The sequence below is a fragment of the Pseudomonas sp. LM13 genome (genome assembly GCF_041381355.1).
Taxonomy (GTDB): domain Bacteria; phylum Pseudomonadota; class Gammaproteobacteria; order Pseudomonadales; family Pseudomonadaceae; genus Stutzerimonas; species Stutzerimonas frequens.
This window is the reverse complement of record NZ_JACBXH010000012.1, coordinates 40,039-65,089: the sequence shown is the minus strand read 5'-3', so window position 1 is coordinate 65,089 and position 25,051 is coordinate 40,039. Positions and strand designations below refer to the sequence as shown.

At 62.9% G+C, this 25,051-nt stretch carries 23 protein-coding genes and 1 pseudogene; 10 read left to right on the top strand and 14 right to left on the bottom strand.

Annotated features, from left to right (window positions below; translation table 11 throughout):
- Window positions 1-217 precede the first annotated feature (217 nt).
- A complete protein-coding gene (locus HZR81_RS10430) occupies window positions 218-679 on the bottom strand; it encodes an outer membrane lipoprotein (RefSeq protein ID WP_125868501.1) in 462 nt (153 codons plus the stop codon).
- A 162-nt stretch (window positions 680-841) separates the two neighbouring features.
- Here HZR81_RS10430 and HZR81_RS10425 point away from each other — a divergent pair, with 162 nt between their 5' ends.
- Window positions 842-1,078, top strand: a complete 237-nt coding sequence (locus tag HZR81_RS10425) for a hypothetical protein (protein ID WP_063543755.1) — start codon at window positions 842-844, stop codon at window positions 1,076-1,078.
- Between the two features lie 71 nt (window positions 1,079-1,149).
- On the opposite strand, the gene pdxH is transcribed toward HZR81_RS10425, so the two are convergent.
- The 4 genes from pdxH to dinG form a co-directional block, all read right to left on the bottom strand.
- Window positions 1,150-1,797, bottom strand: coding sequence for a pyridoxamine 5'-phosphate oxidase (gene pdxH / locus HZR81_RS10420; RefSeq protein WP_500128045.1), 648 nt, complete (start codon window positions 1,795-1,797; stop codon window positions 1,150-1,152).
- A 189-nt stretch (window positions 1,798-1,986) separates the two neighbouring features.
- Window positions 1,987-2,616 (bottom strand): OmpA family protein, encoded by a 630-nt coding sequence (locus HZR81_RS10415; RefSeq protein ID WP_500128044.1) that lies wholly within the window; start codon window positions 2,614-2,616, stop codon window positions 1,987-1,989.
- Window positions 2,617-2,751: 135 nt separating this feature from the next.
- Window positions 2,752-3,900, bottom strand: a complete 1,149-nt coding sequence (locus HZR81_RS10410; RefSeq protein ID WP_500128043.1) for a serine hydrolase domain-containing protein — start codon at window positions 3,898-3,900, stop codon at window positions 2,752-2,754.
- A gap of 115 nt (window positions 3,901-4,015) precedes the next feature.
- Complete coding sequence (gene dinG / locus HZR81_RS10405; protein WP_500128042.1) at window positions 4,016-6,160, bottom strand: ATP-dependent DNA helicase DinG; 2,145 nt, start codon at window positions 6,158-6,160, stop codon at window positions 4,016-4,018.
- Between the two features lie 86 nt (window positions 6,161-6,246).
- Between dinG and HZR81_RS10400 the strand changes: the two genes are divergently transcribed.
- A complete protein-coding gene (locus tag HZR81_RS10400) occupies window positions 6,247-6,708 on the top strand; it encodes a CopD family protein (RefSeq protein ID WP_500128041.1) in 462 nt (153 codons plus the stop codon).
- 59 nt (window positions 6,709-6,767) lie between these two features.
- Here the strand turns inward: HZR81_RS10400 and HZR81_RS10395 are convergent.
- A pseudogene (locus HZR81_RS10395) lies at window positions 6,768-7,127 on the bottom strand (OmpA family protein); the annotation flags it as partial.
- Window positions 7,128-7,537: 410 nt separating this feature from the next.
- Here HZR81_RS10395 and HZR81_RS10390 point away from each other — a divergent pair.
- On the top strand, window positions 7,538-8,038 hold the full coding sequence (locus tag HZR81_RS10390; RefSeq protein ID WP_156244573.1) for a DUF6231 family protein: 501 nt from the start codon (window positions 7,538-7,540) through the stop codon (window positions 8,036-8,038).
- Between the two features lies 1 nt (window position 8,039).
- A complete protein-coding gene (locus tag HZR81_RS10385) occupies window positions 8,040-8,525 on the top strand; it encodes a YchJ family protein (protein WP_063543741.1) in 486 nt (161 codons plus the stop codon).
- Between the two features lie 59 nt (window positions 8,526-8,584).
- Here HZR81_RS10385 and fpr read toward each other — a convergent pair whose 3' ends face one another.
- Window positions 8,585-9,361 carry a ferredoxin-NADP reductase gene (gene fpr / locus HZR81_RS10380; RefSeq protein ID WP_500128040.1) on the bottom strand — a complete coding sequence of 259 codons (777 nt, stop codon included), beginning with the start codon at window positions 9,359-9,361 and terminating at the stop codon, window positions 8,585-8,587.
- A gap of 113 nt (window positions 9,362-9,474) precedes the next feature.
- Between fpr and HZR81_RS10375 the strand changes: the two genes are divergently transcribed.
- Window positions 9,475-10,401, top strand: coding sequence for a LysR family transcriptional regulator (locus tag HZR81_RS10375; protein WP_444817095.1), 927 nt, complete (start codon window positions 9,475-9,477; stop codon window positions 10,399-10,401).
- 18 nt (window positions 10,402-10,419) lie between these two features.
- On the opposite strand, the gene erdR is transcribed toward HZR81_RS10375, so the two are convergent.
- Window positions 10,420-11,070 carry a response regulator transcription factor ErdR gene (gene erdR / locus HZR81_RS10370; RefSeq protein ID WP_500128038.1) on the bottom strand — a complete coding sequence of 217 codons (651 nt, stop codon included), beginning with the start codon at window positions 11,068-11,070 and terminating at the stop codon, window positions 10,420-10,422.
- Between the two features lie 246 nt (window positions 11,071-11,316).
- Here erdR and HZR81_RS10365 point away from each other — a divergent pair, with 246 nt between their 5' ends.
- Window positions 11,317-12,216 (top strand): DMT family transporter, encoded by a 900-nt coding sequence (locus HZR81_RS10365; protein WP_063543735.1) that lies wholly within the window; start codon window positions 11,317-11,319, stop codon window positions 12,214-12,216.
- Here the strand turns inward: HZR81_RS10365 and HZR81_RS10360 are convergent.
- Window positions 12,211-12,921, bottom strand: a complete 711-nt coding sequence (locus HZR81_RS10360; RefSeq protein ID WP_500128037.1) for a tRNA-uridine aminocarboxypropyltransferase — start codon at window positions 12,919-12,921, stop codon at window positions 12,211-12,213. The genes HZR81_RS10365 and HZR81_RS10360 overlap by 6 nt on opposite strands.
- Before the next feature lie 124 nt (window positions 12,922-13,045).
- Here HZR81_RS10360 and HZR81_RS10355 point away from each other — a divergent pair, with 124 nt between their 5' ends.
- Window positions 13,046-13,444 (top strand): PA3611 family quorum-sensing-regulated virulence factor, encoded by a 399-nt coding sequence (locus HZR81_RS10355; protein WP_125868491.1) that lies wholly within the window; start codon window positions 13,046-13,048, stop codon window positions 13,442-13,444.
- Between the two features lie 24 nt (window positions 13,445-13,468).
- Here the strand turns inward: HZR81_RS10355 and HZR81_RS10350 are convergent, their stop codons facing one another.
- Window positions 13,469-15,877: a phosphoketolase family protein gene (locus HZR81_RS10350; RefSeq protein ID WP_500128036.1), complete on the bottom strand. Its 2,409-nt coding sequence runs from the start codon at window positions 15,875-15,877 to the stop codon at window positions 13,469-13,471.
- Between the two features lie 142 nt (window positions 15,878-16,019).
- On the opposite strand from HZR81_RS10350, the gene HZR81_RS10345 reads away from it, so the two are divergent.
- Both HZR81_RS10345 and HZR81_RS10340 read left to right on the top strand, forming a co-directional pair.
- Window positions 16,020-17,429, top strand: a complete 1,410-nt coding sequence (locus tag HZR81_RS10345) for an MBL fold metallo-hydrolase RNA specificity domain-containing protein (RefSeq protein WP_102840829.1) — start codon at window positions 16,020-16,022, stop codon at window positions 17,427-17,429.
- 106 nt (window positions 17,430-17,535) lie between these two features.
- Entirely contained in the window at window positions 17,536-18,627 is a 1,092-nt protein-coding gene (locus HZR81_RS10340) for an LOG family protein (RefSeq protein ID WP_500128035.1), read from the top strand.
- 71 nt (window positions 18,628-18,698) lie between these two features.
- Here HZR81_RS10340 and recX read toward each other — a convergent pair whose 3' ends face one another.
- The 4 genes from recX to HZR81_RS10320 all read right to left on the bottom strand — a co-directional run bounded on the left by recX (window position 18,699) and on the right by HZR81_RS10320 (window position 22,015).
- A complete protein-coding gene (gene recX / locus HZR81_RS10335; protein ID WP_063543723.1) occupies window positions 18,699-19,169 on the bottom strand; it encodes a recombination regulator RecX in 471 nt (156 codons plus the stop codon).
- A gap of 5 nt (window positions 19,170-19,174) precedes the next feature.
- Window positions 19,175-20,218: a recombinase RecA gene (gene recA, locus HZR81_RS10330; RefSeq protein WP_500128034.1), complete on the bottom strand. Its 1,044-nt coding sequence runs from the start codon at window positions 20,216-20,218 to the stop codon at window positions 19,175-19,177.
- Between the two features lie 83 nt (window positions 20,219-20,301).
- Entirely contained in the window at window positions 20,302-20,799 is a 498-nt protein-coding gene (locus tag HZR81_RS10325) for a CinA family protein (RefSeq protein ID WP_063541479.1), read from the bottom strand.
- Between the two features lie 103 nt (window positions 20,800-20,902).
- Window positions 20,903-22,015, bottom strand: coding sequence for an acyltransferase family protein (locus tag HZR81_RS10320; RefSeq protein WP_458993273.1), 1,113 nt, complete (start codon window positions 22,013-22,015; stop codon window positions 20,903-20,905).
- Between the two features lie 456 nt (window positions 22,016-22,471).
- Here HZR81_RS10320 and mutS point away from each other — a divergent pair, with 456 nt between their 5' ends.
- Window positions 22,472-25,051, top strand: coding sequence for a DNA mismatch repair protein MutS (mutS, locus tag HZR81_RS10315; RefSeq protein WP_500128033.1), 2,580 nt, complete (start codon window positions 22,472-22,474; stop codon window positions 25,049-25,051).

Below are 25,051 nucleotides of genomic sequence, written 5' to 3'. Positions count from 1 at the left end.
GAACGAGACCCCTTAAGCCGCCGATCCGGAGGCATTCTTATCCTTGGCAGGCGAAGTAACTGCCTGAAGCTGCACACAAATGTGCGCCCGATTATCCATACGGATGATGCCGTCGTCATGAATTCATGTATTTCGAAAAACAAAAGGCGCCGCCTCCGCTCCTTTCGGAACGGAAGGCGGCGCCTGGACGTACAGCGCTATTCGCCGGTCTCGATGGTCAAGGCGCCACGCGACTTGTCCCACTGACGGTCAGGATGCGGACACGTTGGCCGACGCGAAACACCTGGTTGGGCTCCACGGCTTGCACGTAGGCGCGGACATTTCCGTCATCCTCGCGCACGGTGATCTCGACGCCCTGCGTACGGGTAATTCCCTCTTCCGCCGCCGCTCCGAGCATTCCGCCGGCCACCGCCCCGATGACCGCAGCGACAGCACTGCCGCGACCGCCACCCACCCCACTACCGGCCACCCCGCCTACTATCGCTCCGGCACCGGAACCGATCGGCGTCTTGGTTCCCTCGATCTTCACCGGCCGTAGCGACTCGATGGTGCCGTAGCGCACGGTCTGAACGGCACGCGCCTCGTCACGAGAATAGGTATCTCCGGTCAGGCTGGAGGCACACCCGCCCAAGGTCAGCGCCACGGCAGCAAAGGAAGCAACGAAAAAGGAATTGCGCATAGAAAATTCTCCTGCAGACAGCTGTTCGTTCCGGCGGAAGCGGCAATGGTGGCGACAAAAAAGCGCTTGGCATCTTCAGCGTCCTGACTCAGCATCTAGCAGCAAGCCTAGGTATGCGAGTCGAACCGGCCCTGCCGGGTTCCTTCCAGCGAGATTACCCCCATGGATTACTTCATCATAGCCATCACCACCGTGGCCGGCCTGGCTTTTCACGGCTGGCTGATCGTACGCTTCCGCCGCTGGGCAGACCGCGATCTCGCGCTATCGATCGCCGGTGGCGATCCCGCGAAGCGCGCCTGGATGCTGCAACAGCTTGCCGAAGCGAAAGCCCAAAAGATCCGTCGCAAGGAGCTTCAGCCCTGGCTGGAACAACAGGCCCAGCGCTATACCGAAGCCTGAACCTGGGCCGACTCCGGCTCGAACGGCCAGCAACATCACCAAGCCGCCCGTAGCCGGGCATCGCCAGCTGATCAGGGGGCGAGACGTTCGCGCTGCCAGCTGTTGGCGACCAGACGATACTCGAGCCGGTCATGTAGACGGCTGGCACGCCCCTGCCAGAACTCGATGCGCTCTGGCAGCAGGCGATAGCCACCCCAGTGCGGCGGACAATGGGGGGCCTTGTCCAAGAAGCGCTGCTCGGTCTCAGCCAGCAACCGCTCCAGCTCGGCCCGATCACGGATGACCTGACTTTGCGGCGAGGCCCAGGCACCCAGGCGGCTACCCAGCGGGCGCACCTGAAAATAGGCATCCGACTCTTCAGGGCTCACCTTCTCAACCCGCCCTTCGATCCGCACCTGGCGCTCGAGCGTAGGCCAGAAGAAGGTCATGGCGGCAAAGGGCGCCTCTTGCAGCTGCCGGCCCTTTGCACTGTCGTAATTGGTAAAGAAGGTAAACCCACGCTCGTCCAGCGCCTTGAGCAGAAGAATCCGGCAGTGTGGCCGACCCTCGGCATCCACGGTGGCCAGCGACATCGCGTTAGGCTCGACCGGTGCCTGCTCGGTCTTCATCGCCTCACCGAACCACTGCTGGAACAGACCAAAGGGCTCGGCGGGCGCATTGGCCTCGCTAAGACCGTCACGGGTATAGTCGCGGCGCATATCGGCCAGGGTCTGAATCATCGAGGGGCTCCTTTGATGGAAAAGCGGATTCCAGCGTATCAGGCGGCTGGCAAGCAGACGACCGAAACCGGAACCTGACACCCTTGAAAGCATATCCGCGTCAGGGCTCGATACGCTTGATTCAAGGCAACCTCGCCAAACGAAAACAGGCCCGCTTGCGGGCCTGTTTGGTCTGACAATCCAGCGCCTTTACTTCTTCACCACGTCGGCCTGTGCCACCTGGGTTGCAGGCTGTGCCGGCTGATCGTATTGAGCGACAAGTGCGAGCATAGTGGTTTGCGGCGCCAGCACCATCTCGACGCGACGATTCAGGGCTCGCCCTTCCTGGCTGTCGTTGGCTGCGCGCGGCTTGTCAGAGCCCAAACCCCGAATTCGCAGCCGGTCATGTTTGAGACCGCTCAGACGAAAAATGGCGGCTACGGCCCCTGCCCGCTCGCGGCTGATGGTCCGATTGATTTCATCGGAGCCCGAGCTGTCGGCGTGCCCCAGGACCACCACAGAAGTCTTGTCATCCTTCTCGACCAGCTTCGCCACCCGGGTGATCGGTCCGAGCGTCACCGGCAGGAGCATTCCCGGCCGATCTGGGTTAAACGAGGAATCAACTGGGGCGGTCACGACCAGCAGGCCATCACGCCGCTCGACCTCGAAGCGGCTGTCCGCGAGCGCTTCACGCAGGCGCGGCTCGTAGTCGTCGAGCCAGGCCGAATCGACCTTCGGCACCACTGGAGGGACCACCTCACTCGGCTTTTCATTCTTCGAGCTGCAACCGGCAGCCAGGAGCAAGCAGAGAATCAGCGAGGCGCTCTTCAGAAGGTTCATGAGCCAAGGTTCCATCACCAGATGCATTCAGGGAAAAGCGAACGGACGTAGCCAGATCACACGTGAGTTCGATTCGAAATTGTGGACGCAAGTCCCTCTTTTGGAAAGCCTGCCTGACCAGAAGTGACGAGTGGTTCAACCCAGGCAAACTGCAACGCTGCGAGCCAGAGACTGCGCGCGCGGATCCATCAGCACATAGGGCCCAAGCGTGTTGGTTACGAACCCGAACGCCAGTTCGCGTTCCGGATCGGCGAACCCGACGCTACCGCCCGCCCCGGGGTGACCGAACGCCCTTGGGCCCATACCGAACGTGGCGTTCGCCAGATCAGGCTGATCGAGCCAACAGCCCAGCCCGAACCGGGTCTGCGCCAGCAGGACGCGATCCACCCCGATGCTCTGCTCGCGGGTCATTTCGGCCAGCAGCTCCCGATTCAACAGCTTGCACTGCAGCAAGCCGGTATAGAACCCGGCCAGCGACCGTGCATTGCCATGGCCGTTGGCTGCCGGCTGGGCCATGCGTCGCCACTCGGGCTTGTTACCGCTGCTCATGATGGATGGCGGATTATTGAAAGCACGAGCGCTGACAGAATCAGGTTGCGTCATCAGCGCCTTGAACAATCGCTGTGCAGCCGCATCGCCGAAATCGTTCTTGAAGCGCGTCAGATAAGCGACCCGATGCGCTTCACCGTCATTTAGGCCGACATGAAAATCAAGGTCGAGAGGCCGTGCCGTGCGCCGGACGATCGATTCGCCTGGCCCGCAGCCATCGACACGGCGCAGGAGTTCCCCGACCAGCCAGCCATAGGTCATTGCCGCGTAGCCCTGGTCAGTGCCTGGTACCCACCAGGGCTCCTCGGCAGCGAGGGCACCGGTCATGGCGGCCCAGTCGTACAGAGCCTCCGGCGGCATCGACTGGCGTATCGCCGGTAGCCCGGCCCGATGGCAGAGCAGCTGGCGCACGGTGATCGCGGCCTTGCCGCCGACCGCGAACTCGGGCCAGATCCGTGCGACCGGGTCATCCAGCTCCAACTTGCCTTCCTCTACCAGTTGCAGCAACGCGACCGCGGCGAAGGTCTTGGTGCAGGAGAACAGATTGACCAGCGTATCGCTGTGCCAAACCTGCTCACCCTGATTGTCCGCTGCACCGGCCCACAGATCGACGACCGTCTCGCCACCAATCTGCACGCAGAGCGCGGCGCCGCGCTGCTGGGTGCCATCGAACAATGCGGCGAACGCGTCGCGTACCGCTTCGAAACGAAGATCGAAGAATCCCTGAACCTGCACGCTGTCACCTCTCGAATCCGAAGTCTGCCATTCTGGCAACCGCGTCGGGCCAGGAAAACCTCACGACGCCACGCTGATGCCTGCTCATCGCAGCCGCTTATCCCGCCCCGGCTGACTAGCCAATCTCGCGCCGAAACGGCGGCAGCGCATTGAGAATCGCCTTGCCGTAGCGCTGGGTCACCACCCGCCTGTCCAACAGGGTGATCGCACCGCGATCCGCCTCGGTGCGCAGCAGCCGACCACACGCTTGCACCAGTCGCAGCGAGGCATCCGGCACTGCAATCTCCATGAAAGGGTTACCGCCACGCGCTTCGATCCATTCGGCCAGTGCAGCCTCGACCGGATCGTCCGGCACGGCGAACGGGATCTTGGCGATCACCACGTGCTCGCAATAGGCACCGGGCAGATCGACCCCCTCGGCAAAGCTGGCCAACCCGAAAAGCACGCTCGACTCGCCATCGTCCACCCGCGCCTTGTGCTTGTTCAGCGTCTCCTGTTTCGACAGGTTGCCTTGAATGAGCACCCGGCGGCGCCAGTCACGCTCCAGGCCATCGAACACGTCCTGCATTTGCCGACGTGAGGAGAACAGCACCAGCGTGCCGCGCGATCCCTCGACCAGCTGCGGCAACTCGCGGACGATGGCCGCAGTATGCGCGGCGGCATCACGTGGGTCGGCTTTGAGATCAGGGACGCGGAGCACTCCGGCGTCCGCGTGATGGAACGGGCTCGGAACCACCGCGGTTACCGCAGCCTTGGGCAGGCCGGCGCGCATCCGATACCGGTCGAAGCTGTTCAACGCCGTCAACGTCGCGGAAGTCACCAGAGCACCGAAGGCGACGTTCCAGAGGTTGCGGCGCAGCGTTTCGGCCGCCAGGATCGGGCTGGCGTTGACCTCGATATCGAACAGCGCGCCGCCTTCGGCCAACGTCAGCCAGCGCGCCATCGGCGGGCTGTCTTCCGGATCCTCGACGGTAAAGGCCGCCCACAGATCCCAGTTGCCCTGCGAGCGCGTCAGCAGGCTGCCGAACAGCGGGTACCACTCCTCGGCCTGGTGGCTGGCGATGCCGCTGCCGGTCTCACCATCCATCGCTTCCTTGAGCAGTTCGGCGATGCGAGTGAAGAGATCGGTCAGCTTGGCGAAGCCTTTCTTCAATTCGGTGCCAAGTTCGACCAGGTGCTCCGGCACCACGCCACCGACGAAACGGTGTCGCGGCCGCTCGCGTCCCTCCATGTCCTCTCCGGCCTTGAAGTCGGCCACCTGCTCGCAGGCGCTGAACATGAACTGCTGCTGGGTACGCAACTCCCGGGCGATCTCCGGAATGCCTTCGACCAGGCGCCCCAGCTCGCCCGGTAGCGGATGCTGGGCGAGCAGCTTGGTCAGGTTCTTTTCCACCTGTCCCAGCCAGTCGGCCGTCGAGCGCAGCCGGGTGAAATGCGCGAAGTGGCCGATGGCCTTGTCAGGCAGATGATGGCCTTCGTCGAACACGTAGAGGGTGTCGCGAGGGTCGGGCAGCACGGCTCCGCCGCCGAGCGCGAGGTCGGCCAGTACCATGTCGTGGTTGGTGACGATGACATCCACCTTGGTCATGCCCTCGCGCGCCTTGTAGAAGGCACACTGCTGGAAGTTGGGGCAATGTCGCCCAGTGCACTGGCTGTGATCAGTGGTCAGTTGTGACCAGTCCGCATCGCCCAGCTCTTCCGGCCAGCTGTCCCGATCGCCATCCCAGCGATTGCCGGCCAGCCTTTCGATCATGCTGGTGAATAACTTCTGGCTGCGCTCGTCGACCTCGATGCGAAAGCCTTCCTCTTCGAACAGCTGCGCGGTGGCGCTCTGCGCCTGGCCTTCCTGCAGCAGCATGTCCAGCTTGGACAGGCACAGATAGCGCCCCCGCCCCTTGGCCAGGGCGAAGCTGAAATTGAGCCCGCTGTTGCGCATCAGATCGGGCAGATCCTTGTGCACGATCTGCTCCTGCAGCGCGACGGTCGCGGTGGCGATCACCAATCGCTTGCCGGCAGCCTTAGCCGTGGGAATCGCGGCCAGGCTGTAGGCGACGGTTTTGCCGGTACCGGTACCCGCCTCGACCGCGACGACCGCCGGCTCGCTGCTGCGCCGACCTTCATCGTCGACCTTGACGGTGCCCAGCACCTTGGCCACTTCGGCGATCATCAGGCGCTGGCCATAACGGGCCTTGAGCCCCTTGGCTTCGAGGAAACGGGTGTAGGCGCCCTGGATCTGGGACTTGAGTTCGGTGCTGAGCATGGGCGCGGAGCTGTATATATTTTCAGTACTTCGATCGGGCGGCTATGATAGCGCGCGTTCGCTCAACCGCCACCGGAGATTTGCCCATGACGCCTTTCGCCATGCTCTACGCACTGCACGTACTCGCCGCGACAATGTGGGTCGGCGGCATGTTCTTCGCCTGGATGGTGCTGCGACCAGCGGCCGTGGCGGTGCTGCAGGCACCAGAGCGGCTGCGGCTATGGGCCGATGTATTCCGCCGCTTCTTCGTCTGGGTATGGGTCGCGGTGCTGGTGCTGCCGATCAGCGGCATCGGCATGTGGCACATGCGATTCGGCCCGCTGGAGAGCGCGCCGCGCTATGTGCACATCATGGCGGGGCTGTATCTGGTGATGCTGGCGCTGTTCCTGCGCATCCAGCTGCTGCAACTACCTGCGCTCAAAAGGGCCATCGAAGGCGAGCAATGGCCAGCGGGTGGCGCTGCGCTGGGAAAGATTCGCCGACTGGTGGGCGTCAACCTGATCCTGGGTCTGGTGATTGCCCTGGCCAGCGCGCGTCCGCTCTTCTGACTGCACAAAAAAAAACAGCCGGGCGCGGGGCCCGGCTGGAACATTGCTTACCCGACTAATCAGGGACGCGCTTCGACCTCGGCTTCCACGCGACGGTTGATCGCACGGCCTTCCTCGGTGGAGTTGTCGGCGACCGGGCGAGACTCGCCATAACCGACTGCATTTACGCGATTGCCCTCGACACCGAGTTCATCCACCAGCACGTTGCGCACGGCGTTGGCACGACGCTCGGAAAGACGCTGATTGTAGGCATCGGTGCCGACCGAGTCGGTATGGCCTTCCAGTACGGTAGTGGTCTGGCCATACTCCTTCATGAAATCGGCCAGGTTCTGTATGTCGCTGTAGCTGTCCGGCTTGACCACAGCGCGGTCGAAGTCGAACTTGACGTCCAGCTCGACGCGCACCGGCGCAGCAGCGGGTTCCGGTTCAGGCTGGGTCTGCGGCATCGGCTCAACCGTTTCAACGACCGCAACGGTTTCCTCTTCCATGCCGTTGGCCCAACAATAGGCCGCTGCGACGCCACCACCGATCAGCGCACCCCAACCGGCGTAGCTGCTGCTTTCGATGGCCCCCAGCGCGGCACCGGTCACGCCACCTACGGCTGCACAGGTCGGCCAGTCCTGCTTCTGCACGCCTGCACAACCTGCCAGGAACGTGGTCATGACAATAACGGGTACTGCTGTCCGTAATGTACTCATCGATCAAAACCTCCAGTATGACATTCAGCCAGAATCGCCCCGTATGGGAATCCAGGCGGCTCCGGTTACTTTCAGACTAGGCCGACAAACGGCACCGCGCTAGTCTTCACCTTTGAAACGAGGATTCTCTGTTGAGCGAAAACCCTGTACCGCTGCACACACCGCAGCAAGCGCTTGCGGCAATGCTCGACCACTACGCTCCAACGCGCGTGTTGCTCGTGGGGCGCAGCGATCAACCTGCTCTGACTGCCTACACCGAATGCCATCCGGAGTGCCAGCTTGATCGCGCCGATCCCGCACCGCTGCCTGAAGATCTGGCCAGCCAGCGCTACGACCTGGCTATATTCGTCGACTGCCTCGAACACCTCTCCAAGCGTAACGGCCTGGAGCTGCTCGGCAGCATCCGCAATCTGAATACCAGCCGGATGGCGGTACTCGTCGACCTCGACGCATGCGAATGGCTGACTACGGACTTCTATGCACTGGCACTGCAGGTCAGTGAACGCTTCCAGCGCGACGGACAGACCTTGACGCTATTCACATACGACCTACTGCAATACAAGCAGGTTCCGGACTGGCTCAATGCCAGGTTCTGGGCCAATCCTGAAATGTTCGGCAAGTACTGGTGGTGACATGAGCGAACCGCGTCCAACCGACCTCAACTGCCCTTGCGGCAGCGGTGATGCCCTCGCCGAATGCTGCGGGCGCTATCACGCCGGCGTGGCTGCGCCGAGCGCCGAGCTACTGATGCGCTCGCGCTACAGTGCTTATGTATTGGGGCTGGTGGACTATCTACAGGCCACTACGCTACCTGCACAGCAGGCTGCGCTGGATGTGGAAGGGATGCGTCGCTGGAGCCTGGAGAGCACTTGGCTGGGGCTGGAGGTGAACGAGAGCAGCGTGCTGGGCGGCAAGCCCGAGCACGCCCTGGTGACCTTCACCGCGCGCTGGCACGACCAGAGCGGCGAACATGCCCACCAGGAGCGCTCGGCTTTCGTCCAGCGCGACGGGCGCTGGTACTTCATCGACCCGACGGTACCGCTCAAGGAAGGTCGCAACGATCCCTGCCCCTGCGGCAGCGGTCTGAAATTCAAGAAATGTTGTGCGGCTTATCTCTAGACCGCGTCTAACCCTTCCCTGGCGCCGCTGAGCAATTGCAGCGGCACCGGTTTCGATGGTTATTTCTCGACGAAGGCTCGCTCGATCAGGTAGTGCCCCGGATCGCCCATGCGCGGCGAGACCTTCAGGCCGAAGCTGTCCAGCACCTGGCTGGTTTCGTCCAGCATGCTCGGACTGCCACAGATCATGGCGCGATCGTCCTCGGGATTGATTGGCGGCAGGCCGATGTCGCTGAACAGCTTGCCGCTGCGCATCAGATCAGTCAGGCGGCCCTCGTTCTCGAACGGCTCACGGGTCACGGTCGGGTAGTAGATCAGCTTGTCCTTCACCGCTTCGCCGAAGAACTCGTTTTGCGGCAGGTGTTCGGTGATGAACTCGCGGTAGGCGACTTCATTGACGTAGCGAACGCCGTGCACCAATACGACCTTCTCGAACCGCTCGTAGGTCTCCGGATCCTGGATCACGCTCATGAACGGCGCCAGGCCGGTGCCCGTGCTGAGCAGATAGAGGTGCTTGCCGGGCAAAAGGTCGTCCAGGACCAGCGTGCCGGTCGGCTTGCGGCTGATCATGATCGAATCGCCTTCCTGCAGATGCTGCAGCCGGGAGGTCAACGGGCCATCCTGGACCTTGATGCTGAAGAACTCCAGGTATTCTTCGTAGTTCGGGCTGGCAATGCTGTAGGCACGCATCAGGGGGCGGCCCTCGACCTCCAGGCCGATCATGACGAACTGGCCATTCTCGAAGCGCAGGCCTGCGTTGCGTGTGGTCTTGAAGCTGAACAGCGTGTCGTTCCAATGATGCACACTGAGAACGCGCTCTACGTTCAGATTGCTCATGCTACGGATTCCTCATTGTGTCGCGACGGACATCGTTACGTGGCGTCAGTGTAACGACGGCTGCTATATTCGTTAAACAGATAATCAAGATATATGTTATCGGTTATATAGATATGCATTTTACGCTCCGCCAGATCGAAGTGTTCGCCGCCATCGCACGCCAGGAAAGCGTGTCGCGGGCTGCCGAAAGCCTGTCCTTGTCACAGTCGGCCACCAGCACCTCGCTGGCGGAATTCGAACGCCAATCCGGCTGCCAACTCTTCGACCGTGCCGGTAAACGCCTGTGTCTCAATGCACTTGGCCAGCAACTCTTGCCACAGGCTGTCGCCCTGCTCGACCAGGCACGTGCCATTGAGGATCTACTCAACGGCAAGAGTGGGTTCGGCTCGCTGGCGGTCGGAGCAACACTGACCATCGGCAACTATCTCGCCACGCTACTGATCGGCAAATTCATGCAGCGCCACCCGGAATGCCGGGTCAAATTGCACGTCCATAACACCGCGCATATCGTGCATCAGATCGCGCAACACGAACTTGACCTTGGTCTGATCGAGGGTGACTGCCAGCATCCTGAACTGGAAGTCCAGCCGTGGATCGAGGACGAACTGGTAGTGTTCTGCGCGCCGCAGCACCCGCTGGCGAAGCGCGAGGTGGTGGACCTCGACGAGCTGTCCAGGGAAGCGTGGATTCTTCGAGAGCAAGGGTCGGGAACGCGCATGACGTTCGAGCAGGCAGTGCGCCACCGGCCTGGGAAGCTGAATGTGCGACTCGAACTGGAACATACTGAGGCAATCAAGCGCGCCGTAGAATCGGGCCTCGGCATCGGTTGTATCTCGCGGCTGGCGTTACGCGATGCCTTTCGCCGCGGCAGCCTGGTTCCGATCGTCACACCGGCGCTCGATCTGCGACGCCAGTTTTATTTCATCTGGCACTCGCACAAATACCAGACAGCCGCGATGCTCGAGTTCGTCGAGCAATGTCGGGCGCTGACCTCCGGTATTCGCCGCAGCGATCAGATACAGCTGCCGCCGATCGCCTGAAGCGCCGGTGCAGCTGGCTCAGCTGGTGGGAATGGACCCCATCTGCTGCAGCAGCAACGCTGCCTGGGTCCGGGTGCGCACGCCGAGCTTACGGAAGATCGCGGTGACATGGGCCTTGATGGTCGCCTCGGACACGTTCAGCTCATAGGCGATCTGCTTGTTCAGCAAGCCATCGCAAACCATGGTCAACACGCGGAACTGCTGCGGCGTCAGGCTGGCCAAGCCGGCGCTGGCGGCTTTGGCTTCGTCACTGACATTGGCTACGTCCTGAATATTGCTCGGCCACCACACGTCGCCATCGAGAACGGCCCGCACCGCCTCCTGGATGATTTCAAGCGAACTGGACTTTGGAATGAAACCGCTGGCGCCGAACTCGCGCGAGCGCGCAACGACCGCTGCATCTTCCTGCGCTGAGATCATGACGACCGGAAGGTGCGGATACTGCCCCCTCAGCAGCACCAAGCCGGAGAATCCGTATGCTCCCGGCATGTTCAGATCCAGCAACACCAGATCCCAGTCGGCGCTCTGGGTCAGAAAACCTTCCAGTTCGGCGATGCTGGCCGCCTCTACCAGATGGACATTCTCACCCAACCCCATGGTCAGGGCCTGCTGGAGCGCACTACGGAACAGCGGATGATCATCGGCGATGATTATTTGGTAAGCAGCCATTGGCAGACCTGTAATTTTTATTGGCGCTTTTCATCGGCTTGAGCAGCCGATGCCGACAAGATGACGGCAAAGACCCGAGAAGTCGCCCCGGGGACGGTCCGATGTGAATATTCTGGACGGGCTGGCGAAAAATATCGGCCGCCCGTCGCGACAAATCAAGCGGCGCAAGCATGCCCACCCAGGAATAAGTGGTCAAGCACAACGCTTTGTAGCAAAGTCTGCGGCTTTCTTCGAACGAGCCGAAACATGCGTAGCCAAGCCCTCCGTGCCGATTTCCTGATGTTGATCACTGCCATGATCTGGGGCACCGCCTTCGTTGCGCAGCGCATCGGCATGGACAATATAGGCCCGTTCCTTTTTACCGGGCTGCGCTTCGCCCTCGGCGCCCTCGCACTGCTCCCGCTGGTGATCCACCAGGGACGGACGGCGGCCCGGCATGAGCCTTTTCTACAACGCGGCCTCTTGCTGGGCGGCATGAGCATGGGCTTGGCGCTGACGGTGGGGATCAATCTGCAGCAGGTTGGGCTGCTGTTCACCAGTGTGACCAACTCGGGATTCATCACCGGGCTCTACGTCATCGTCGTGCCACTGCTGGGCCTGGCCCTTGGCCACAAGACCGGCCTCGGAACCTGGCTCGGCGCCTTCCTGGCGGTCGCCGGCATGGCCTTGCTTAGCATAGGTGAAGACTTCACCGTAGCCTCCGGCGACTGGATCCAGCTCGCTGGCGCCTTCGTCTGGGGCGTGCACGTACTGCTGGTCAGCTTCTTCGTCAGCCGTCACGACGCCATCCGCCTCGCATTCCTGCAATTCGCGACCTGCGCGCTGGTCAGCCTCCTGCTGGCGCTGGTGTTCGAAGAGATCGATCCCGCGAACATCTGGCTCGCCGGCCCTGCCCTTCTTTATGGCGGGCTCTTCGCAGTGGCGGTCGGCTACACGCTACAGGTGGTCGCCCAGAAACATGCGATCGCCAGTCACGCGGCGATCATTCTCTCGCTCGAAGCGGTGTTCGCGGCCATCGCAGGGGCGCTGTTCCTCGATGAAAGCCTGACATTGCGCGGCTATCTCGGCTGCGTATTGATGTTCATCGGCATGCTGGCGGCTCAGCTATGGCCGCGCAGGCCCGAGCCGGCCGGCCAGACCTCATGACCGTTGCGTCAGTACCTGATGTGCGGCGTTCTGCAGATCCGGCACGCGATGGTACTTGGCCCCAAGGTAATGCTCGGTGAATACATCGAGCCAGGCATCCAGCGTGGTCGCCGCCCCTGCATCGCCTGCCAGCTCCAGACAGAGTGCAGCGACCTCGGCGGTGCACAGGTGATCGCCGCGCTTCGAGCGTCGCAGTCGGTACCGTGACAACGCCTCGGGCTGCAGGCTCAACACCGGCAGCCCGTCGAGATAAGGGCTTTTGCGGAACATCTTGCGAGCCTCGGTCCAGGTCGCATCGAGCAGAATGAACAGTGGGCGCTTGCCAGGCTGCTGCTCGACCTGCTCGACCACCCTCTCCGAAGTCGCATACTCGCCCGGAAAGACCACCACGGGCTGCCAACTAGGATCGGCGAGCAGCGCCATTAGCCGCGGGTCCGCCCCTGTGCGTTGCCAGGTGAATGCGAAGGTGTCGGCCACCACATCGGCTATCAGCCAGCCTGTATTGCTTGGCTTCAGCGGCTCGATGTCGTGCATCAGCAGACAGACACCGCATTGGCTGGCGGCCCGCGGCAGCCAAGCACACAGACAGTGACTATGCGGTACGCGACAGCGCGTGCAGCGCGGTGCGCGCGAACCACGGGCAACGAACGGCTTGAGGCTTCTCGCCAGGCGCTCCTCGCGCAGGCGGGCTACGGCATGGGGCATCGATCGACTCGGGCAGATAAGTAAGCGTGCCAGTCTACCAGCCTACGCCGCAAAGGCCGCAGGACCGGGAATGAACCGTGCCTCGGCCGACCGGTCGAAATAGCGCAGCCAAAAGGAGACCGCCATGTACCGCCTGACCGCCCTGCTCGCTCTGAGCATCGCACTTCCCGTTGCTCACGCCGCTTCGCTGCAGGAGCAGCAGCTCAGTCAATTGCTCGATCAGGTCGCCCGCCAGAGCAGCGTAGGCACGCCTCGCGCGATCAACGAGGACATCCTCGACCAGGGCTATACCGTGGAAAACAATGTCCTGGTCAACCATCTCAGCGTCCAGCCACGACACGCAGCGCAGATGCGCGACAACCCCGCCGACGTACGTAGCCAACTGGCCGCCAGCGTCTGCGGCAATGAAGGGTTGCGCAAGTTGATGAGCCAAGGAGCCGAGCTGCGTTACGACTTCAGCGAATACCAGAGCAACAAGCCCATCACCAGCGAGCGCTACACGGCCGCAGACTGCGGCCTGTAGTCACCGGCGGGGCCTGGGGCGAACTTATCCGCGCAGTATCTGCGGATCACCCTTGCCAGCCACCGCCGCAGCCTCCTCTCGGGTCAGCAGGGCTGTGCGCGGCACGTTGCGCAGGCGCGCGCACGCAGCGAGCACGTTGGCCCAGCTGGCGCGGTTGGCGAATTGCATGCCGAACTCATCCAGCGTGCCGCCACGATTGCGATACCCGAGCGCCGAGCATTTACGCGCATCAGGCAGGATGGGCCATAGGTGTCCACGTGCCACTTCCGGCCGCATGTGCGTCAGCAGCACGCGCATTTCCATCGCATCCGGGAATAACCGCTCCGCGGCACCATCGCTGGCGCGCGCCTCGACCTCCCAATGATCGCGCGGCCCGCGGAAGCGACCCGGCTCCTGCAGGTATACCAATCGATAGGCACAGTCGGCTTCCTTGAGCCGCTGGGCCGCACGGAGCATTTCGCCCAGTTGGTAGCTCCCATTGGCGATCAGCAGCAGCGGTTCGTTACCCGCCACTTCCTCCACCACGATGGCACCGTCGCGCGCCAGCTGCTCGGCCTGGGCACGATCGAAGTAGCACGGTCTGTCACGCTTGGGCATGACCAGACAGGCCAGCTCGCCACGCGCCTGGTAGATCGACGGGAGCAACGCCAAGGCGCTGTTGTGATCGGCCGGAAACAGCACGCGCACCATGTCGCTCATCTCACCGAGCAGGGCCTCGCAGAAAGTCGTGTCCTGGTGTGATTGTTGGTTCTTGCCGTTCTCCCAGGTGTGCGAAGTGGCAATCAGGGGCCAGCCGAGCCAGCCAGCCGGCCGGCCTATCTCCTTCTGCTGGCGCGAGAAGATGATGCTCTGGCGCACCACGCCAAGCATCTTCACGCAAAAGGCTTCGTAGCTGGCAACCAGATTCAGCCCGCCCTGATTGGCAAGGCACGCTGACACCACGGCTTCTTCGTTAAGTGCGGTAATGATGGCGCCATCGATTGCTTCCAGCTCGCTTTCCGGCTCGATCACGCGGTGCTTGAGCGCCTTGAGCACGCCCCCGAGGCGATTGCTCGCCAGCTCATCCGGATTGCCGACCCGAGGCCGCAATGCCGGGTTGGCCTCGGTCAGTTCGACGAAGAAGCGATCGACCGCTGCCATCGGCGAGCAGGCATCGTCTCGGTAGCTGAGTTTAGGAATGACCGGCGCTGGCGGCCGGCGCGCCGCCAGTGGATTGTCCCGCTCGAGCACCCGGCCCTGGCGGCTGCGAACGAACAACTCCAGAGCGTCATCGAGATCCTGCTGCGCAACGAAGAGGCGCGCCGCATGTTCGTTGAACAGTTCGCGCGAAGTATCGTCCAGGCGTGGATTATCCGGCAGCGGCAGGTTATGGGCGGCATTGCTTCCTGCACCGTAGAAGCCAAAGCCTTTGACCGTCTCGGCGATACCGTATGGCATCGGCAGCGGATAGTTAAGGATACCCCGCTCCTTCTCCTCCACACGTCGCTGCAGGCGCAGCTCCATTTCCCAGAGGGTCGCGACAAAGGCGGCCGGATCGCGGCCGTCGAACGGAATCGGATCGAAGCCACACTGACTCAGGTGCTGGCGGAAATCTTCGAGGCCCTGCTCCGTCCCGAGCGCCGTACGCTGCTCGATGCGCCTGCCATTGGCGATCATCACCGGCAATGCAACGCCACAGTCCTCGGCCCGCCACCAGCGTGGTATCCAGTCGCTTCCGCGTTGTTCCTCGGCCGCACCGTCGGAAAGAAACGCCACCAGGGTCTCCCCCGGCAGTGGCATATGTGCATATTGCAGTTCGGCGAAACCCAGGTAGCCCCCTTCGGCAATGCCTCCGGCGGTGTGTGGATTGACATGGCTGCCCAGCGGCGCGAGCGGGCTGCCATCGGCCGCCTGACGGTAGCCGTAGAAATCCTGCAGCAGGCGGTTGATACCCTTTTCGCCATCGCCGTAGGCCTGCGTCTGCTCCGGGTGCAAATTGCCCGTCAACAGATTGAGCGCGTCGACAGCCGCCACGCAATGACCCTGCCCCATCAGCCAGGCACGCGTGCGGCCGGTCAGGGCATTGAGCGCCAGGTAACCGGCGTAGGCCGGCACCATGTTCAACGCCCCGCCGGTATGGCCTTCGGGGTTTCGCTTGAAATCGTCGGCCGCCAATGGCGTGCCATCCAGATTCGCCTTCTGCGCATAGGTCATATGGACCACCAGCCAGAGCCCGGCGCTGGCGACCCGATCGACCGCCTGCAGCAACCGGTACACGCTGGCCAGATCCGGCTGGTGCCCAGCCTGTACCAGCTGGTGGGCCAGACGGAACACCGCCGCCTGGGTCTGCGCGGCATGCTCGAACGGACCGAAGCCACCACGCCAGGTGGCGAACTCCGGTTCGGCTTGCGCGTGTTGATCCAGCTCGACGAGGCTGGGCAGTAGCTGACTCATGGGTTCACTCCGTTGGTAAGCGGGATGTGCTGTAGTCTAGGCAGGGCTCGTTTCGCTATCTCTGATATGTATCAAGTGGTCACGGCAGCCGAGCGAGCACAGTGGACATCATCGTATAGAATCGTATAGACAGGAAGGCAGTATGGCTTTGCTCAGTTTTCTCGGTGCCATTCAACAGGTGACCGGCTCTTGCTACCTCATTGAGACCCACGACGGCGTAAGGGTTCTGCTCGAATGCGGCATGCACCAGGGCCGTCGCGAGGAGGAAAGCGATAATCGCGGGCCGTTCGCTTTCGACCCCAAGAGCTTGCATGCCGTCGTGCTTTCGCATGCGCATATCGACCACAGCGGCCTGCTGCCCCGACTCGTGGCGCAGGGCTACCGAGGCCCTGTGCATTGCACCGACGCCACGGCCGAGCTGGTCGAGCTCATGCTGCTGGACTCTGCTCAGATCCAGGAAAAGGACACCGAGTGGGAAAACAAGTGGCGGGCACGCATCGGCAAACCGATGATCCAGCCGCTGTACACCCGTGAAGACGCCGAACGGATGCTCGCCCAGCGCAACCCCCATGCCTATGGCGAGACGTTCGAAGCCGCCCCTGGCGTCGCGGTGACCTTCCACGACGCCGGGCATATTCTCGGATCAGCCATCGTGCAGATGGATGTGCGCGATCATGGCAGAACCCGTCGCCTGGTGTTCTCGGGTGACCTCGGGAACACCTGCTCGCCGTTGATGCACGCGCCTGCCGTGCTCAAGGAAGCCGACGTCGTGCTCATGGAGTCGACGTACGGCGACCGTGACCATCGCAGTCACGAAGCGACCATCGAAGAGTTGGCCGCTATCCTGCAAGAAGCGCATCGCGATGGTGGCAACGTACTGATGCCCTCGTTCGCAGTCGGCCGCACCCAGGACCTGATCTACTACCTGGGCCGCTTTTACCGCGAAGGACGGTTGCCCCAGCAGGCGGTATTTCTGGACAGCCCAATGGCGATCAGGGCCAACGCCATTTACGCGCACTACAAGGATCAGCTGGATCTCAACGGCCTCGATTCGTCCATGAGTGGCGTTAGCGGCAAGCTCTACGCCGAACGCTGGTTGCCGATTTTGAAATCGACGCCGACCCCTGAAGAATCCATGGCGATCAACCGCTTCAAGAGCGGCGTGATCATCATTGCCGGCAGTGGCATGTGCACCGGCGGGCGCATCCTGCATCACTTCAAGCACAACCTATGGCGCGGCGAGTGCCACCTGGTGATTCCAGGGTTCCAGGCGCGCGGCACACTTGGCCGGGTGATCGTCGACGGCGCCAAGAGCGTCAAGCTGCTTCATCAGCGCATCGCGGTGAATGCCAAAGTGCATACCCTCGGCGGATTTTCCGCCCACGCCGGACAATCCGAATTGATCGACTGGGTGAGCAACTTTGAAAATCGCCCGGAACTCTACCTGGTGCACGGCGAGCTGGAGAAGATGCTGATCCTGCAACGGACCATCCGTGACCGCCTCGGCTGGGAGGCACGGATACCGGAACCCGGCGACCGCATCGCACTCTGAAACGCAGCAGGGCGGGCCGCCGGCGGCCCGGCCTGCCAGCAATCGGCTTGAGCCTGCCGAGTGCACCCTATAGCCTGAACGCGACGCTCATACATGGAGATGTTGTATGTCCTTTGAACCGGATGACTACCTGTCTCGACACTTCCAGACCAGCGGCGCCGATCTGGAAAGCAAGCTCGACGAGCTGGCCGGAATGGTGGTCCCCGCCAACAGCCCGAACCTACCGCTGTACCGAGAAATGCTGGTGACCGTCGTTCGCATGGCGCAGGCCGACCGCAGCCGTTGGGATGCCAAGATCCTGCTGCAGACCATGCGCGAGATGGAGCATGCCTTCGGTCGCCTCGACCAGTTCAAGCGTCGGCGCAAGGTCACGGTATTCGGCTCAGCGCGCACACCGGTCGAACATCCGCTCTACGCTCTGGCACGTCAGCTGGGCGCGACGCTCGCTCACTTCAACTTCATGGTCATCACCGGCGCCGGTGGCGGCATCATGGCGGCCGCTCATGAGGGGGCCGGGCGCGACAACAGCCTGGGCCTGAACATCACGCTACCCTTCGAACAGCATCCGAACGCTGTGGTTGGCGGCACCGAGAACCTGCTGTCATTCCATTTCTTCTTCGTCCGCAAGCTGTTCTTCATCAAGGAGGCCGATGCCCTGGTGCTCTGCCCAGGGGGATTCGGCACGCTGGACGAGGCACTGGAAGTGCTCACGCTGATTCAGACTGGCAAGAGCCCACTGGTACCGATCGTGCTGCTCGACGAACCGGGCGGCACTTACTGGAAGGATGCGTTGCGGTTCATGCGCAGCCAGCTGGAGGAGAATCGCTACATCCTTCCCAGCGACATGCGACTGATGCGGCTGGTGGAAAACGCCGACGAGGCGGCGAAGGAGATCGCCAATTTCTACCGCAACTTCCACTCCAGTCGCTGGCTGAAAGAGCACTTCGTGTTGCGAATGAACCATCCGCTCAATCAACAAGCGATGGACTACCTGAACGAGGAGTTCGCCGACCTGTGCGTGAATGGAGGCTTCGAACAGCAGAACTGCTGCGAGCTGGAACTGGACGAACCGGAACTGCAGCGCCTGCCGCGTCTGAGCTTCACCTTCAACGGGCGCAACCACGGCCGACTGCGGGAGCTCACCGACTATATCAACGAGCCCGGCAACTGGGCGCGTCCGCTGGCCAGCGAGGACTGAGGGAAAACGGGGCAACCATAACGCCGCAAGGCAAGCGATGAAGCGCGACGACGTGACGTTTGCCGAACGCGTTAGCAGTCAGCCGAGCTGCCACCTCGCAACAATCGGCTGATCAGCTCCAGCGGATAGCCACGATAACTGAGAAAGCGGCCCTGCTTGGCGCGCTCTCGCGCATCGGCGGGCAGGCGGCCGGCGAATTTTCGCTGCCATAACTCACGCAACTGCGCATTCCAGTCGAACCCACTGTCACGCAGAGCCTGCTCGATATCCGCTCTGGGCAGCCCGCGCTGAGCGAGCTCTTCGCGGATGCGCAACGGCCCGTAGCCGGCATTGGCCCGGCTTCTGACAAAGCTTTCGAGATAACGGGACTCGGACAGCAGGCCCTGTTCGCAGAGACGATCCAGAGCCTGCTCGATCAGATCAGGCGGGGCGCCACGCTGGCGCAACTTGCGGGCCAGCTCGACACGACCGTGTTCGCGGCGAGCCAGCAGGTCCATCGCAGCCCGCCGCACCGCGACGGGATTATCGAGCACGGCGGCCATGCGGATCAGAGGTCGGCGTCAACCAGCTCTTCGCTGACCGCGTTCGCCTTGCTGCCACCGGAAACCACGAGCAGCTTGTCGCGGATCTGCTGCTCGATCTCGCGACCGATCTCCGGATTGTCTTCCAGGAACTTGGCGGCGTTGGCCTTGCCCTGGCCGATCTTGTTGCCCTTGTAGGCGTACCAGGCACCGGACTTCTCCACCAGCCCCTGCTGCACGCCGAGGTCGATGATCTCGCCGTTGCGGTAGATACCTTTGCCATAGAGGATCTGGAACTCGGCCTGGCGGAACGGCGGGGCCACCTTGTTCTTCACCACCTTGACGCGGGTTTCGCTGCCGACCACCTCGTCGCCTTCCTTCACCGCGCCGGTACGGCGGATATCCAGACGAACCGAAGCGTAGAACTTCAGCGCGTTACCGCCGGTGGTGGTTTCCGGGCTGCCGAACATCACGCCGATCTTCATGCGGATCTGGTTGATGAAAATGACCAGGCAGTTGGCGTTCTTGATGTTACCGGTGATCTTGCGCAGCGCCTGGGACATCAGGCGGGCCTGCAGGCCGACGTGGGCATCGCCCATCTCGCCTTCGATCTCCGCCTTGGGCACCAGCGCGGCCACGGAGTCGACGATGATCACGTCGACCGCATTGGAGCGCACCAGCATGTCGGTGATTTCCAGGGCCTGCTCGCCGGTATCCGGCTGCGAAACCAGCAGGTCGTCGACGTTGACGCCCAGCTTGCCGGCGTAGTCCGGGTCCAGTGCGTGTTCGGCGTCGACGAAGGCGCAGGTGGCACCCATCTTCTGCGCCTCGGCGATCACAGAGAGGGTCATGGTGGTCTTGCCGGACGATTCGGGACCATAGATCTCGACGATTCGACCCTTCGGCAGGCCGCCAATGCCCAGCGCGATATCCAGGCCCAGCGAGCCTGTGGAGATGGCCGGAATCGCCTGACGATCGTGATCGCCCATGCGCATCACTGCGCCCTTGCCGAACTGCTTTTCAATCTGGCCCAGGGCTGCAGCCAAGGCGCGCTTCTTGTTCTCGTCCATCGAATCCTCACTTGATCAAGAGGGCCGGAGGCCACAACAACTGTATAAGTAGCCAGTATTAGAACATAGGCGATTTTGCTCGCCTAGCCCCGAAGCGGTTTTTCTCCGAGCGCCAGCGCGAGCAATCCATGCAGCGCAGCGGCCACCGTCTGCTCGCGCACCGATTGCCGATCTCCGCTGAACAGCCGGCGATCGACATACAACCGGGAGCCATCGGCCCAGGCGATCCAGACAGTGCCCACCGGCTTTTCCGGCGAACCACCACCGGGACCGGCGATCCCACTGACCGCGACGGCAAAGCGCGCGCCGCTGCGCTCCTGAGCGCCACGCACCATGGCCTGCACCACCTCGGCACTAACCGCGCCGACCTGCTCGAACAATGCCGTCGGCACGCCCAATTGAAGCGTCTTCTGGGCATTCGAATAAGTGACGTAACCAGCCTCGAACCAGGCCGAACTACCTGCAACGCGGGTAATGGCCTCGGCAATGCCACCGCCGGTACAGGACTCCGCCGTAGTGACCTGGGCATGCTGGCGCTGTAGCGCATCGCCCAGCCGTGTGGCCAGTTCAGTAAGATCCATCGAGGCTCCGGCAGGCTTGGAAAACTGGCCGATACCCTACACCAGCGCGAGATGAAGATCAGCCCGACAGGCTCATCCAGGGGCGAACGGTTGCTCCGGCTCGTCACGCATCCTGACGTACCGGCAGCGTGACGCTCGCACCCAGCCGCCCTGCACGCCTGTGCACTACCTTGTCGCCATACCGCTGGATAGGATCGGCAAGGGTTCGCTTGACGAAAAAGGCGAACAGCACCAGTACGCCCAGCAACAGCGCCATGTACAGCGGGCCAGGCACGGTGAGCGCCGCAGGACCGAACCCGAGGCGCTCGGCAAGAGCGAATAACGACGGATGCGACAGGAACACGACGTAGCCGATCCCGCCGAGCGGGGCAAGCCAGCGCAGCCAGGCGCCGGTGGCACGAGTGGCGCTCAGGAAGATCGCAACCCCCACGCTGTAACTGACGAAGTAGCGGTACCAGGTCTCGCCCAAACCGGTGTCACGCGAATAGGCGAACACGCAGATCGGTAGCAGGAACAGGTAGAACAGCGCCACCGCGAGACGGGCGTAACGCCCGGTATCGGGCGCACGGCCATTGTCCGTTGCCCGCCATAGCGCACCGAGAAAGCAAACGCTGAGCATCAGAGGCAAAGCCACCGGCAGCTTCACCTCGAGCTTGTAGCGCAGCACGGCGAGCAGCAGCGTGAATGCGTATTGAGCGAGCAGAAACGTCAGATCCCACTTCGCCGAGCCTCCCAGGCGCAAGGCGAACAACAGGACACACAACACATAGAAGGTCAGCTCGATCTGCAACGTCCAGTACAGCCCGATCACGTTCTCGACGAACACGAAGCCCTGCAGCATCGTCGCGTTGATCGCGACCACCCCCGGACTGAACACCCTCGCGGGATCGTCCCAGGGAAACATCACCCCGAGAAACAGCGAAAGCCAGTACAGGGGAAACAGCCTGAAGAAACGCTGGTAGGCGAACGCCGCTATCGGCCGCTCATAACGACTACGACTCTGATACAGCGCCGCGACGATGAAGTAGCCGCTCAGCGCGAACAGCACCAGAACACTGGTCTTGCCGACATCCAGCACGGTCTTGCTGGCGAGGAAGAGGTAGTTGCTCATCTCGTCCAGCTGACCATCACGTTTCATCTTCGCAATGAGGTGGGAATAGGCGACGCACAAGGCCGCCACGCCGCGCAGGGCATCGAGCCCGAGTAATCGAGACATGTCTGCTGCTCACTTTTGATCAGAAGGGAACGTCGCCAGCGCTACGGCGGCACGAACTGACGCGAGGGATTGGTGCCCGCGGACGGCGACAGGCTGGTCGGCACGAGGCCGTAGGACGAATGCCGGGTGTGGCAAGGGCAAGCTACCGCCACAGGCGGAGTGGCCTGGGAGGTCGCGCGAGCAGTGAGGCGTCGGCACCTTGTTGCAGCACGCGCCGGGTGGTGGCCACAGTGCTCGACAGGTCCGAAACTAGCGGCAGATTCGCCTCGAATCAACGTGTTCCGTCCAGCTACCGACAGATGACGCGCCGCGCTCGCCAATCGGTTGCCGACGTGCATCTGCCTGGGCTCCGCCCCGTGATAACCTTGCCGGTTTTCGGCGGAACCGCGCAATGCGCGCGGCGCCACGCATGCGCCGCCACCGATTCCGCCATCAACGAATACGCACCGCACGACGATGACCAAACCCAACGCCGATCTCTCTGCCCACACGCCGATGATGCAACAGTACTGGAAGCTCAAGCGCGAGCATCCGGACCAGCTGATGTTCTACCGCATGGGCGATTTCTACGAGCTGTTCTACGACGACGCCAAGAAAGCCGCCGCGCTGCTGGATATCACCCTGACCGCGCGCGGGCAATCGGCGGGCACCGCGATTCCCATGGCGGGCATCCCGTTCCACTCCGCCGAAGGCTATCTGGCGCGACTGGTCAAGCTTGGCGAATCGGTGGTGATCTGCGAGCAGATCGGCGACCCGGCCACCAGCAAGGGGCCGGTGGAGCGCCAGGTGGTGCGCATCATTACCCCCGGTACGGTGAGCGACGAGGCGCTGCTCGACGAGCGCCGCGACAACCTGCTGGCGGCGGTAGTTGGCGACGAGAAGCTGTTCGGCCTGTCGGTGCTGGACATCGCCAGCGGCCGCTTCAGCGTGCAGGAACTCAAGGGCTGGGAGACTCTACTCGCCGAACTGGAACGCCTGAGTCCGGCGGAATTGTTGATCCCCGACGATTGGCCACAGGGCCTGCCGCTGGAGAAACGCCGCGGTGTGCGCCGTCGCGCGCCCTGGGATTTCGATCGCGATTCGGCCTTCAAGAGCCTCTGCCAGCAATTCTCCACTCAGGACCTCAAGGGCTTCGGCTGCGAGAACCTGACCCTGGCCATCGGCGCTGCCGGCTGCCTGCTCGCCTACGCCAAGGAAACCCAGCGCACCGCCCTGCCCCACCTGCGCAGCCTGCGTCATGAGCGCCTCGACGACACGGTGATCCTCGACGGTGCCAGCCGGCGCAATCTGGAGCTGGACGTCAACCTGGCCGGCGGCCGTGACAACACGCTGCAATCGGTCATGGACCGCTGCCAGACCGCCATGGGCTCGCGCCTGCTGACCCGCTGGCTGAATCGCCCGCTGCGCAACCGCGAGACTCTCGAGGCGCGTCAGGACTCGATCACCTGCCTGCTGGAACATTACCGCTTCGAACAGCTGCAGCCGCAGCTCAAGGACATCGGTGACTTGGAACGCATCCTCGCCCGTATCGGCCTGCGCAACGCCCGTCCGCGCGATCTGGCGCGCCTGCGCGACGCGCTCGCTGCGCTACCGCAGCTGCAGGCCGGCATGCAGGACCTGGTGGCACCGCATCTACTGGAACTGGCGACAAGCATCAGTACCTACCCGGAGCTGGCCGAGCTGCTGGCGCGCGCCATCATCGACAATCCGCCGGCGGTGATCCGCGACGGCGGTGTGCTCAAGAGCGGCTACGACGCCGAGCTGGACGAGCTGCAGTCGCTCTCCGAGAACGCCGGCCAGTACCTGATGGATCTGGAGACCCGCGAGAGGGCGCGCACCGGCTTGGCCAACCTCAAGGTCGGCTACAACCGCGTGCACGGCTACTTCATCGAGCTGCCGAGCAAGCAGGCCGAATCGGCGCCGGCCGACTACATCCGCCGGCAGACCCTCAAGGGCGCCGAGCGCTTCATCACCCCTGAGCTGAAGGAATTCGAAGACAAGGCACTGTCGGCCAAGAGCCGCGCCCTCGCCCGCGAGAAGCTGCTCTATGACGAGCTGCTGGAACTGCTCATCGGCCATCTGCCGCCCCTGCAGGAAAGCGCTGCCGCCCTGGCCGAACTGGACGTGCTGAGCAATCTCGCCGAGCGCGCGCTCAATCTCGATCTGAATCGCCCGCGCTTCGTCGAGCAGCCGTGCATGCGCATCGAGCAGGGTCGCCACCCGGTGGTCGAGCAAGTATTGGAGACGCCGTTCGTGGCCAACGACCTTGGCCTCGACGATGCCACCCGCATGCTGGTCATCACCGGGCCGAACATGGGCGGTAAATCGACCTACATGCGCCAGACTGCGCTGATCGTGCTGCTGGCGCAGATCGGCAGCTTCGTCCCGGCGGCTGCCTGCGAGCTCTCGCTAGTGGACCGCATCTTCACCCGCATCGGATCGTCGGACGACCTCGCCGGCGGGCGCTCCACCTTCATGGTGGAAATGAGCGAAACCGCCAACATCCTGCACAACGCCAGCGACCGCAGCCTGGTTCTGATGGACGAAGTGGGCCGCGGTACCAGCACCTTCGATGGCCTGTCGCTGGCCTGGGCCGCCGCCGAACAGCTGGCCCGGTTGCGCGCCTTCACGCTGTTTGCCACCCATTACTTCGAACTGACCGTGCTGCCGGAAAGCGAGCCGGTGGTGGCAAACGTGCACCTCTCGGCCACCGAGCACAACGAGCGCATCGTCTTCCTGCACCACGTGCTACCCGGTCCGGCGAGCCAGAGTTACGGTTTGGCGGTGGCGCAACTGGCAGGCGTGCCGGGCGAAGTCATCCAGCGTGCACGCGACCATCTGTCGCGCCTGGAAACCACCAGCCTGCCCCACGAAGCGCCGAGAATGGCACCCGGCCAGCCAGCGCCGCCCATGCAGAGCGACCTGTTCGCCAGCCTGCCGCATCCGGTGCTCGAGGAATTGGGGCGGATCAATCCCGATGATGTAACGCCGCGCCAGGCGCTGGAGCTGCTATACAGCTTGAAATCACGCATTTGA